7 protein-coding genes are annotated in these 12,557 nt (G+C 66.3%); 4 read left to right on the forward strand and 3 right to left on the reverse strand.

Annotated features, from left to right (window positions below):
* The first annotated feature begins 340 nt into the window (after nt 1–340).
* The 4 genes from GXP39_11915 (at nt 341) to GXP39_11930 (ending at nt 3,094) form a co-directional block, all read left to right on the forward strand.
* Nucleotides 341–1,120 (forward strand): YggS family pyridoxal phosphate-dependent enzyme, encoded by a 780-nt coding sequence (locus GXP39_11915; protein NOZ28741.1) that lies wholly within the window; start codon nt 341–343, stop codon nt 1,118–1,120.
* A gap of 129 nt (nt 1,121–1,249) precedes the next feature.
* Complete coding sequence (locus tag GXP39_11920; GenBank protein NOZ28742.1) at nt 1,250–2,074, forward strand: pyrroline-5-carboxylate reductase; 825 nt, start codon at nt 1,250–1,252, stop codon at nt 2,072–2,074.
* The gene (locus tag GXP39_11925; protein ID NOZ28743.1) at nt 2,074–2,337 is read left to right on the forward strand and encodes a YggT family protein; all 264 of its coding nucleotides are present in this window, start codon (nt 2,074–2,076) and stop codon (nt 2,335–2,337) included. The genes GXP39_11920 and GXP39_11925 overlap by 1 nt, the downstream gene beginning before the upstream one ends.
* A gap of 49 nt (nt 2,338–2,386) precedes the next feature.
* Entirely contained in the window at nt 2,387–3,094 is a 708-nt protein-coding gene (locus GXP39_11930) for a hypothetical protein (protein NOZ28744.1), read from the forward strand.
* Between the two features lie 78 nt (nt 3,095–3,172).
* Here GXP39_11930 and GXP39_11935 read toward each other — a convergent pair whose 3' ends face one another.
* The 3 genes from GXP39_11935 to GXP39_11945 all read right to left on the reverse strand — a co-directional run bounded on the left by GXP39_11935 (nt 3,173) and on the right by GXP39_11945 (nt 12,451).
* The gene (locus GXP39_11935; protein ID NOZ28745.1) at nt 3,173–6,241 is read right to left on the reverse strand and encodes a S8 family serine peptidase; all 3,069 of its coding nucleotides are present in this window, start codon (nt 6,239–6,241) and stop codon (nt 3,173–3,175) included.
* A 147-nt stretch (nt 6,242–6,388) separates the two neighbouring features.
* On the reverse strand, nt 6,389–10,996 hold the full coding sequence (locus GXP39_11940) for a DNRLRE domain-containing protein (GenBank protein NOZ28746.1): 4,608 nt from the start codon (nt 10,994–10,996) through the stop codon (nt 6,389–6,391).
* Between the two features lie 747 nt (nt 10,997–11,743).
* The gene (locus tag GXP39_11945; protein NOZ28747.1) at nt 11,744–12,451 is read right to left on the reverse strand and encodes a hypothetical protein; all 708 of its coding nucleotides are present in this window, start codon (nt 12,449–12,451) and stop codon (nt 11,744–11,746) included.
* Between the last annotated feature and the right edge of the window lie 106 nt (nt 12,452–12,557).

Raw genomic sequence — 12,557 nt, forward strand, 5'->3', positions numbered from 1 at the left:
GTCATCCTGATCTCCTTGGTGTGGACGTGTTAGTATACGACTATGTTAGCAAACTCCCCCTTTCTTTGTAAACCTATATCAGGACGACACATGAGGAACGCCGCTGCTTCTGCTGTGGGGAGGCCCGGAGGGGCGGAGCCCCTCCGGAAAAAGCCTTTCTCCCGCCTTCGACCTGCCCGGCCTCGGCCTGGGTCCTTCGAGGTGGGCCGAGAAAGGCAGGTGCAGGTCGGAAAAGATGAGTTTTCCGTGGAGGGGACCTCCCTTCCAGCCCCCTGTGGAGCACGCAGTCTGAGTTCGTGGACGAGGAGATGGGAACACGAAGGGGTGGAGGCGCGAGGCGATGTCGGAGGAGAGGCCGGTCATCACGGTGGATCGTGAGCTGCTGAGAAAAAATCTCGAGCAGGTGCGGGAGCGGATCGCGGCGGCGGCCGAGCGGGCGGGTCGATCGGCTGAGGAGATCACGCTGGTGGCTGTGAGCAAGACCCATCCGCCCGAGGCCGTGGTGGCCGCGCTGGATCTGGGGGTTCGTCACTTCGGGGAGAATCGGGTGGAGGAGGGGAACCCCAAGATCGAGACGGTGCGGGCGCTGCTGGCCTCGGAGGCGTCGGCGCGTGCCGGCAACGGGAGCGTTCGCCCTGATCCGGTCTGGCACATGATCGGGCATGTGCAATCACGCAAGGCTCGTGATGTCATCGCCGGCGGTTACGCCCTGGTGCACTCGGTGGATCGGGTCAAGCTGGCCCGGCGGCTCAGCCGCTTCGCCCTGGAGGCGGGGCGGGTTCAAGAGATCCTGTTGGAGGTCAACGTCAGCGGCGAGGCCACCAAGTTCGGCTTCGATCCGGAGGCGTTGATCCCGGCCGTGGAAGAAATCGCCACGCTCCCCGGGCTGCGAGTGCGCGGGCTGATGACCATGGCGCCCATTGTCGCCGATCCGGAGGACGCCCGCCCTGTGTTTACGGCCCTGCGGACCCTGCGAGATGAGATGGCCTGCCGTTTCCCGGAGCTGGATTGGCATCACCTCAGCATGGGCATGACGGACGACTTCGAGGTCGCCATCGAGGAGGGGGCGACGATCGTGCGCATCGGTCGGGCGATCTTCGGCCCGCGTCGGGCGGAGTGACATGCGGGAAGCGGCTGAACATACGGCTGCCGCGGTGTGCGGGGCCGGGAGAGCATCGCAAGCGTGGCAAAGGGGATGTCTCGGTGCGATAAGCGCCCGTCTTATATCTCTTGACGAGGGGGAGGGGAAATGCTGCGTGATTCAGCCATGACGTTCGTTGGCGGTGGGACCATGGGCGAGGCCATGATTAAGGGGTTGCTGGACCGGCGGTTGATCGAGCCCGCCCTCATCACGGCATCGGATCCGGCTCCGGAACGTCGCACCCACCTGTCTGCCCAATACGGCGTCCACGTGACGGACGACAATGTGGAGGCGGTGTCTCGGGCCAAGGTGATCGTGTTGTCCATCAAGCCGCAGGTCTACAAGAAGGTGGCGGCCGAACTGCGTGGTAAGATCCCGGCCGACGCGTTGGTGCTCTCCATCATCGCCGGGACCCGCATCTCCGCTCTGCGAAAAGGCCTGGCGCATCGGGCCATCGCCCGTGCCATGCCCAATACCCCGGCGCAGATCGGGCAGGGGATCACGGTGTGGACGACGACGCCCGAGGTAAGCGAGGCTCAGCGGGCGCAGGCGCAGACGATCCTGGGGGCGCTGGGCGATGAGATCTGGATGGACGACGAGGGTTATCTGGACATGGCGACCGCCCTCTCCGGCACCGGCCCTGGCTACGTCTTCCTGTTCATGGAGGCCATGATCGACGCGGGCGTGCACATGGGATTCTCCCGGGATGTGGCCACGCGTTTGGTGTTGCAGACCATGGAAGGCTCGGTGGCGCTGGCGAAGGCGACGGGGCGGCATCCCACGGAGTTGCGCAACGCGGTCACCTCGCCGGGCGGGACGACGGCCGAGGCGCTGTACCAGCTCGAGAAAGGCGGCATGCGAACGGTGCTCTCCAAGGCGATCTGGGCGGCCTATCAGAAGTCGAAATATCTTGGGGGTTTGAGCGAGCAATGATTGGCTTTCTAGTCGTTTTCATCAACCTGTTGTTTCAGGTGCTGACGTGGGCGATCATCATCCGGGTGTTGTTGACGTGGTTCCCCAACATCAACCCGGAGAACCCGCTGGTGCAGATCCTGCGTTCCATTACCGATCCCATCCTGGAGCCGGCGCGTCGCATCGTCCCCTCCGTGGGCATGATCGATATCTCCCCGATCGTCGTGTTGATCGTGCTGGAGGTGATGCGAAACGTGTTGGTGTCCTTGCTCGTCAGCCTTTGAGTATGGAACCTTCGGTGGGGCCGTTCGTCCTAGATTAGGGAGGAGATACATGAGAACTCGATGGTGGATGGCGGCCTTGCTGATCGTGTTGTGGATGGGGGCGTGTGCGCCGCCCAGCCTTCCCACGCCGACGCCTACACCGGCGCCGAGCCCGACGCCCGCGCCGGCCCGGTCCGCGCTCCGCCTGGGCGGTGAGGCGCTGGTGGAGCAGGCCCGGGAGTCGCTGGCGGAGCGGCTGGGGCTGTCGCCCGATCAGATCGAGTTCGTCTCGGTGACCAGCGACGAGATGGCGCTGGAGGATCTGGGCTGCCCGACGGCGGAGGGGCCGCGGAAGACGAGCCCTCCGGCGCTGGTGATCGGCCAGGAGATCATCTTCCGGGCGGGTGGCCAGGAGTACGTGTTGCACAGCGATGGCCGGCGGTTGATCTTGTGTCGCGCGGGGGAGGAGATCGTGGGAGAGCAGATATGGCCGGAGCCGGAAGGGGAGCCGACGGATAGCCGATCGGCGGGAGCGGAGATAGCGGTGGTGGCGCAGGCGGTGGCGGATCTGGCCGAGCGCCTGCGGGTCACCAAGGATACGATCCAGGTGCGCTCCGTGGAGATGGTGGAGTGGCCCGATACCAGCCTGGGATGCCCCGAGCCCGGCAAGATGTACGCCCAGGTGATCACGCCCGGTTATCGGATCGTGTTGGAAGCACAGGGGAAGGCCTACGAGTATCACGCCAGTCAGAACCGGGTGGTGTACTGCGCCCGTTAGCCGTCCAGGGAGGCGCCATGCCTCCGCGAGGAGAAGAGAGCGGGACGGAGTCCACTCCGTCCCGCTTTTGCGTTCTCACTACCGTCGCAGCGCGATGGGCAGATAGTAGATGTGCTCGCGCACCCGGATCACGATCACCTCGAACAGGTCCCCGACGCTCACCCCGATGGTGGCATCCCCGGTCTGCGGGCCCGCCTGGAACGTCGCCTTCGCCACGCCGTTGACGGTGGTCGCATGGCGTGGGGAGATCCCGCCGAGCGTGGTGGCGAAGTAGACGGAGGTGCCGTCCGCCACCGGATTCCCGAGGCTGTCCCGGATCCGGGCTGTGACGGTGACGCTCTCCCCTGGGGATATCAGCGTCGCGTCCGCGGTGACGGTGAGTTGGGCCGGCCCTCCCGGTTGTACGGTGATCGAGATGGTATGGGTGGCAGTGGGACCTGCCCGCGCCGTGATATGCGCGATCCCCGGGGTGGGCGGGGCGAAGAAGCTCGCCTGGACGCTCCCGTTTTCCGCCTGCGCGTTGAGGGATGGCGCGTCGGGAGAACCGCCGAGGGGGCCCAGCAGCCCGGCGTCGGTCACCAGCTGGATGCTCGTCCCGTCCCGCACCGGGTTGTCAAAGGCGTCCCATGCCCGGGCCAGGAGCGCGGTCTGACCATTCACCTCGACCGTGTCGGACGTGGCGGAGAGCGTGACCCGGGTGGCCGGGCCGGGGACGATCTGGATCTCCGCGATACCCTGCGCGTCGTTGTCCGCGGTCGCGGTGATGCGCGCCTTGCCCGGCGTGGGGCCCGCGCGTAGCTCGGATAGCGCCCGGCCGTTGTGCGTGGCGGTGCGCGTTGCCGTCACCTGTCCCAGCGTCGTGGAGAAGGTGATGAACGTCCCGTCCCGCACCGGGTTCCCCAGCCGGTCGGTCACGGTGGCTGTGATCGGCACGTAGTGATCTCCCGTCTCCACCTCGGAGGACGCGGGGGTGAGCGTGATCTGGGCGGGGTCGCCCGGGACGATGGGGAGGGCCAATTGGGCGCTGAGCACCGGCCCCGAGCGGGCTGTGATGAGAGCCGTTCCCAGCGCATCTCCGGCGGTGAAGGTCGCCACGACCTGGCCATCGGCGTTAGTCTGCGCCCGTTCGGGATGGACGGTGCCGCCGGTGGCCTGAAGGTCGACCGGGTGTCCGGCGGTCACGGGATCGTCGTTGAGATCGCGTACCGTGGCCGTGATGACGGCCTGGCCGCCGCCCACGATGACCTCAGGGGAGCCGGTCGTCAGGGTGAACGAGAAGGGCTGCCCCGGACCCACGATCTCGGCCATGGTGGTGGCGGTCAGCCCGTTCACCGTGGCGGTGATATGGACCAGGCCGGTCAGAGAGCCGGAGGTGAGTGTGGTGGTCGCCACGCCGCTCGCGGTGGTGCTGGTGAGCGGATCGATCGTGCCCAGGTCTGCAGCGAAGGCCACAAGGGTGCCGTCCTTCACCGGGTATCCGGCCGGGTCCTGGACCTGAGCGCGCAATACGGCCCGTCCCTGTTGGCCGCCGCCCACGGCCAGGAGCGGGGGGACCGCATCCAGGGTGAGGGTGTACGGCCTGCCCGCGCTGATGGGGATGGTGATCGCCCGGCTGACGGCCCCCAGGGTGGCCGTGACGATGCCGGTGCCCTCCAGGGAGCTGGCGGCGAAGGTCGTCGTCACGACGCCGCGGTGGGCGATCGCCGTGGCGGGCGCGACGGAGCCGCCCGAGGCATGGAACTGGACGACCAGCCCGGTCCCGGCGGGCTTCCCGTCGGGCTGGAGGATCGTGCCCGTGATGACGGCGCTCCCCAGGATGGGGACCCCGGCCGGGTTCGCCGTCAGGGAGATCGTCAGGCTGGAGGTGGCGACGATGGCCGCTCTGCGGGCGTTGATCCGCCCCCAGCCCAGGTACACGTCCGGCCCCGGCTGGGACTCGACGTTCACGTCATCGGCCGTCGTCCGGATGATCTCGGCGATCTGGTCCGCGGTGAGGTGGGGGACGGCGCTCCAGAGGAGGGCTGCCAGCCCGCTGACGTGGGGCGTGGCGAAGGACGTGCCCGAGTCCTCGACGTAGGTGAAGTTCAGCGTGGTCGCGTAGATGCCAGCCCCGGGCGCGACGACGTCCAGGGCGGAGCCGTAGTTGGAGAGGCTCCATCGCTGATCCTGGTCGGTGGTGGCGCCGACGGCTAGCACCTCCGGATAGGCGGCCGGATAGTTGACCTGGCCCTGTCCGTTGTTCCCGCTGGCGGCGACGATCAGCATACCATGATCGTGGGCTTGCTTGATGGCCAGGTGCAGCAGGTCCGAGGTGACGCCCGGCGGGAGGCTCAGGCTCAGGTTTACGATGATCCGTCGCGAGGCGAACGCGTCCAGGTAGTGGAGCGCCTCCACCAGGCTGCCCAGGTCGCCACGGCCGGTCTCGTCGAGGACCCGCAGGCTCATGAAGCGGGCTCCCCAACCCAGGCCCGCCATGCCGATGCCGTTGTCCGTCGCGGCCGCTGCGGTGCCGGTCACCTGGGTCCCGTGGCCTTCCTGATCCAGCGGCGCCGCGTCGTAGTCCACCCAGTCCCAGCCGTAACAGTCGTCCACGTAGCCGTTCCCATCGTCGTCGATGCCGTCCTGGTCGCAGATCTCGCGCCCCAGCGTGGCGTTGTAGACGCTCTCCGCCGGGTTCAGCCAGAGCGACTCCCGCAGGTCGGGGTGGTGGTAGTCCACTCCTGAGTCCACGACGGCGATGAGGGCCTCTTGGGCGTCGCGGATCACATCCCAGGCGGACGGCGCGTCGACGCGAGACAGGTTCCATTGGGCGGTGGCGAAGGCGGGGTCGTTCGGCGTGTAGGCCGCGTAGAGGTAATAGTTGGGCTCCGAGAACTCGACGGCAGGCTCGTCTTGCAGGGCTGCCGCCGTGGCGTTTTCCTTGCCGATGGGGATGGCGACCCATTGCACACCCAGATGGTCGAACCGCTTGATGAGGCGACCTCCGATCCGGGCCAGGACCTGCGCCTGAACTTGTGCGGATGTCCCCGGCTTGAATTTGATGAAGAGTTCGCCCGGTCGGTAGTCGGCGGTGTGGGCACTGGCCCGGGTGGTGAGCGCCAGCCCGATGGCTGCCAGGGCGATCAGCCAATACGTCCACCTGCGCATGAGAACTCCTCAGCACAAAAGGCTTGTGGCGGATGGTGATCCGCCATGCTGGATGTAGAAGGGCCAGCGAGCGCGTGCCCGCTGGCCCGGAGTCGGACGAGGGGAGTCAGCTCATCCCCTCGTCCTGATGGTGGCCACCGGCCCATCTCATGGGCCAGGCGCCCGATATTGGATCTCGATGTACGGTTGGGTCGCGTCGTCCCAGTACTCGCTGCTGGCCAGGTTGAACCGGGTCCAGCTGGTACCGGTCGCCCGCAGCATCACGCCCAGGTTGGTGCCGGGATCGGCCACCCATTGCTGCACTAGAGGCGTGATGTCGATCGTGACCCAGCGGCCCGCGTCGGCGGCGCTGATGCTCGTCGTGCCGACGGGCGTGTCGTCGTAGTCGCCGCCTGCCGCGCTCCACGGCGTGTTCCAGGTCGCGGTAGCCTCGTCCCAGGCGGTCTGCACCTGGTGGGCGGACAGCGTGTGCGGGCTGCCGCCGCCGGCGAAGGAGTCCACCCACACGTGCAGGGTGGCCTGGTCCACCGGATACGGCGCCGGGATGCTGGACACGTCAGCCCAGAGCACGGTCCGCAGCGTGTCGTTGGCGCCCACATGCAGCTTGGGCCAGTCACCGAAGTTGGTGTCGGGCTCGCCCGAGTGCATGAAGGTGTCCAGGGACACGGGCACGGTCGTGGTCATCGGCTGGTTGAAGGTGGCGGCCTGGATACGCACCGGGATGGCCACGGCGCCAGGGGCCATGGAGGGCCCGAGGAGCAGCAGACCTTCGGCCGACTCGCCCTCCGCCAGTTCCTTGGTCCAGTTCATCGTGAAGGTGATGTCCTGTCCTGGGGCGAACGGCCCGCTGGGGATGTTGCTCACCTGCAGGTTGTAGCCCTGAACGGCGTTGATGGTCAGGTCGAAGGTGGTGGTCCCGGTCGGCACCGACCAGCCATGCACGGCGATCAGGTACGTGCCGTCAGGCGGGAAGGTGATGCTGACGGACTCGTCCGCGGTGGGCGTGGTTGAGGATCCCACCGAGACCGGCCCGGCGTCCGTCAGGTAGTACACGTAGAGGTCCAGATCGTCGCTGGCCTGCCCGTGGATCTCCACGTCCAGCCGCGCGCCGTGCTCGATGGTCACGGTGCGGGTGTACGAGGCCGTGGCGGGATCGTCCGGGTCGTCCTGGCTGACCACCTGATCGGTGTAGGTCTCCGCCTTGCCCAGGCCGAACCCCTCCGCGACCAGGTCTGGCAGCGGGATCGACGCGTTCACGGTCACCGTGACGGTGCCACTGCCGGTCAGCGCCAGCTCATCGATGCTGGACGGGTTGGTGGTGATCACCCCCACCTGGCCGGTGAAGCTCTCGTAGAGGGCCTCGCCGGCGAAGATGACGTTGTGCAGGGCGATCACGTGCAGGCCGGGCTGCGCCGGGGCTGTGACGATCTCCCGGTTGATCCCGGTGGCCGTATCCCACAGCCACATGCCGTAGCCCTGATTCGTGTCGGTGCTGCGGCCTATGGTATCCAGCGTGTACGGCCCGTAGTAGTCGGGATCCTGCTCGCTGTAGTCCGATGCCGTGGGCCCCATGATGATGGTGTCGATGTCGGTCCCGGGGTAGTCCCACCGCGTGTCCACGATGAGGCTGGCGTTCTCAGGCACCTCGGTGAAGTCGGCCATGAAGAAGCGCCAGTCGCCGGTGGCGGCGCGTCCCACCCAGTCCTGCGAGGGGTACACGCGGCCGTTGTCGTACGGCCCAGAGGAGGCCGGCGGCCCGCCGAAGGTGAAGTTGGTGCTGAAGGCCGCCACGTTCACCGTGACCGGCACCACGCTCTCGTGGGTGCCGTCGTTCACCCGGATGCTGCCCTGGTACAGGCCGTACGCGGCCGTGGAGGGCACGCTCATCGTGGCGTCGAAGGTGGCCATCCCGTTGGCCGGCACCGTCAGGCTGGTGGGCTCGATGCTCAGCCACGGCCACGGCGCGTGTTGGTAGAACTCCACCTTGAACTTGAAGTGGGTCTGCGGGATGTCCTCGCTGCGCTGGCGATGGATCAGCCCCAGATAGATGCCGTCGTGCATCCGCTCCAGCGGACGTTGCACCGTCATCTGGCCGCCGATGTTGTAGGGTCGCCAGTAGGAGAAGAGCACGGCCTCTTTCTCGTCCATCTCGCCGTTCTGGCGGTCGACCGCGCCGTCCCCGTCCAGGTCCTCCCACAGGTTGCCATCGCCGTTGACATCCGTCCAGTCATAGATGGCGCCGTACCAGCGCTGGTTCCACCGCAGATCACCCTCGGGGTCGAACTCATCCATGGGGATCGTCCAGCGGACGATCATCAGGTCCGTGCCCTCCGGGATATCCGACGTGAGGTCCCGCAGATAGTCGGGCTGCGGGAACTCGTAGGGCCCCTCGTCACTCACCGGCGCCGTGGTCCAGTCGAAGTTCATCTCACCGATCTTGACCAGCCGATCGGTGCTGATGTTGACGACGCGATCCGTGGAGCCGGTGTTGTAGACGGTGAAGGTCTTGGTGCTGGATGTCCCGGGGAAGAGGATGTTGGCGAACCCGGGGTAGACGGTGCCCCGATAGTCGCCGAAGCTCCAGGAGTCCGGCGTCGTGTAGACGCTGCCCAGGCCCGCGGCGATGTCCGTGGCCTTGTCCGCGTTCACCCGGCCCGCGCCCTGGACCAGCACGTCGTAGTTGCTGTCCTCCGCGCCGGACATCAGGATGGCGCGAGCTGTCTCGTAGTCGGGCCACGTGCCGTGGGTCTGTCGGTAGGCGTCGTACACCAGCGCCAGGTTGCCGGCGGTGACGGGGCCGGAACGGCTGGTGCCACCCCAGACCTCCCAGGCGGCCCATCCATCGCCGACCTCGTTCAGCGAGAGGTCGCCCGCGCCCCAGGCGCCGTTGGCGACGACATGGACGCCCACCTCGCCGCGAGCGCTCGGCCCTCGGCTGGAGAAGGAGCTGACATCGCCGTAGGTGATCTGGTCCATGGTGGCCAGCTCTAGGGAGCCGAAGTCGTTGGTGGAGCCATATTGTGTGGAGGCTCCCACGCCGATCGCTCCCATGGGCATGGGCGATGTGACCGTCCCATAGCCGGGCGCGTAGTTCCCGGTGGAGAAGATGATGCTCAGGCTGGGGTTCTTCCGCTGGATAGCATCCAGCAGTCGATCGCGGTCCTGCCAGCCGTCGTTGTCTCCGGCCGGGCTCCCCCAGGAGTTGTTGATGATCTGGATATCGTCGTCCGTGCCGGCGACGCCGTCATATCCATAGATGGAGAACAGGAACCCGTCCTCGTCGAAGGGGGAGAGATAGAAGTTGCCGTTGGCGACCAGCTTCACGTCCTTGCCCCCGCCGACGACCATGCCCGTGCCGGGGGTTCCGTCGCCGGCCGGCTTCCAGTCCGGCGCGTTACCGTCGATCACGCCCTGGGCGGCGATGGCGGATGCGACCAGCTGACCGTGATCGCCGCCTGCCTCGGTGAAGTCCTGGACGATGAAGGCTACCAGGTCTCCGTTGCCCGGCTCACCGAAGTCCGGAGCATCGTTTCCGGCCACACCCAACCCCCACATCCAGTCCGCGGCCGGGATGGGGTTCACCCCGTCGGCGATGAAGTAGACCAGGCCGCCGGATACGTCCGCGTAGCCGTCGCCGTCCAGGTCTTTGCAGGCCGTCTCATCGCCCTTGCGAGCGGGCTTCTCATCGGTGAAGTCGTAATCGTTGTCCAGGTCCACGTAGACGGTGTCGTACACACCCGGCTCGTTCTCGTCCACCACCAGCACGGCCACCCGCTCATCGTACCAGTACTGCTGCAGGGCCTTATCCGGGTGGCTGCCGATGTGATAGACGCCGCTCTTGCTGGTGCCGGGCACACGATACGTATGTCCGTTCGGGTCGGTCGAGCCGATGGGGGTGTAGACCAGGCTGTAAGTGCCGTCGCCGTTGTCGATCAGCTCATCGCCGGAGCGGGTGGTCGACGTGTCTGCATAGTCGCCCGCGCCGCTGGCGATGTTGGTCATCCCCAGGTAGCTGTCCAGCGCCCACAGGTACATGGAGCGGCTGTCGAACATCTCCGGCCAACCGTAGTACGGCGACTCGGGGTTGGTGATCCGCGCCTGGGTGCCCTCCAGGTCCGGATGGCAGAAGTCGATGCCCGAGTCGTTGGCCATGACCTTGACGCCCTGGCCGGTGAATCCCTTCTCCCAGGCCGCCTTGGACTTGTGGTTGTCCAGGATGTCGAACCAGTCGGAGATCCCCTGGGCCTTTTCCGGGCGGGCGCCCTGAGCCTGTACGCCGTTGCGGATAGCTGCCAGGCGAGCCTGGATGATGTCGCGATTGGGCACGCGGCTGATCTCCGGCTCCACCGGCGTCGGGGGATCATACACGTTGGCCAGCGGGCGCACCGCGACGACGGTGTCCAGCGCGGCGATCTTGGGGATGACGCCCGCCTTGGCTGCGCCGGCGATCGCCTGCAGCCCGTTGGGATACACGAGCGGGCGCACCAGCTGCCAGACGAGGTACTCGCTGATGTCGGTGCCCGCTTTGACGTATACGAGTACGTCGATGGTGTCCTGTGCTGCTGCCTGCTCTAGCTGGGCTGCCAACTTGCTGTGGATCTTCCGTGCGGTGGCGTCATTGGCGGTCTGCACGGTAGTCGTGCCGCCCTGGTGCGACGCTGCAGCGGTGTCCGCCTGCACCGGGATCACGGAAAGTGGCAGTGCCAGCGCCACGATGAGCAGCACCGCCAGACCTCGTGGTAAGCCTGCTTTCATAATGCCGCTTCTCCTTTCTCCTATTGCGATGAGGGTTGGGAATGACCTGGCTCGGGGGAGAGCACATCATTGCTCACGATTGGGGGACCTCACCTCCTTCTGACTCCGTGGACTCTGCACGCTTGCTGTGCGTGTTTGGATAACAGCCTCCCGGCGTGAGTATGTGTGGAGCAGCGCATTGGGAATCGGCCTGCCCCAATGATGTGATTCCGGTCTCTCGATAGGTGGCCGGTGAGGGCCAACGTGAAGCCGTTTGCTCCGAGAGGAGGGCTTGGGGGGAAAGGATCGCCGCGATCGGCGGACTCAGCCGATGAAGCCTTCGTCTCGGAGGGATGGCTCATCCACTCGCTCGGTTATGTCCGTTGGTCTATCTCAAAGAAGTGCCCTTGCCTCGCTTTGGGGTGAGGAACTTATACCCCCGGCCATGGGGCCCGGGTATGGAAAGGCATCGCTCTGGACTCAGCGATCTCGATTCAGACGCAGGCTCTGGTCGTCGCGTCGTACGCTCGAAGTGTGGACGATGAACGTGGAATCTCGCGACCGGTGACCCACCACACCGTGTCGCCGTTTGTGGACCGTTTGGGTCCCATTATAATCAGCCTAGGCGGGTTGTCAAAGCAAGTTTCATGTATACGCACCTCGTGGGGCGGAGACCGTCGGCCGATCGCCCCCACGGGGGGCTCAGGGATGATGACGCAGAAAGGCGGGGCGGCGATATGGCCATCCTCGTTGGATAGGACTGACCGATTATCCGTCTCTTGTGTAGAGGATACGCCCGCAGCTCCCGCAATAGACCAGGTGCGTGCCCTGTCGGGCTTCTTGGACCAGGCTGACGGACAGGGTGACGCCGCAGATCTCGCATGCCCCGCCCTGAACCTCGGAGACGGCATACCCGCCGCGTCGCTGGCGCAGCCGTTCGTACTCGGCCAGGGCGTCAGCGCCCACGCGCTCGCGCAGGTGCTCTCTCTCCGCCTGCAGCCGGGCGATCTCCTGTTGGAGGTGTTCCTGCTCGGCGTTGAGCCCGGCCTGCCGTTCTCGCCAGCGATCCTCGGTCTGTTGGTAGGTGGCCTGGGCGTCGTCCCGGCGCGTGGTCCAGTCGTCCACGCTCATCATCGCCTCCAAAAGCTCGTCCTCAAGCTGTTGGCGGCGATGCCGCAGCGATTGCACGTTGGCTTCCATGCCCTCCAGTTCCTTCGGGTTGCGGACCCGGCCGCTCATGAGCTGTTGCTCGGCGGCGGCGATTCGCTGCTCCAGGGAGCTTACCTCCAGCTCCAGATCTCGTTGCCGGGTTTGCCAGCGGCGCAACTCCGTCTCGGATTGTTCCAACGCCGCGCGAGCGGTTCTCAATTCCTCTGTCTCCCCCAGCGCGGCCTGTACCTCCTGTAGGCGCCTGATCTTGGCCGCCAGTTCCAGCTCGGTCTTCTGCAGCATATACAGCATGTGGGCCAGGTTCACAGCGGTCCCTCCGCGTCGGGATAGGCTCCTCCTCATACAGATTACACCCGATCCGCCTTTTTGATCAAGTCGGGGTCGTGCATCTTTTTCGGTGGAAATACGGCAG

The organism is Chloroflexota bacterium, assembly GCA_013152435.1.
Classification (GTDB): Bacteria; Chloroflexota; Anaerolineae; order DUEN01; family DUEN01; genus DUEN01.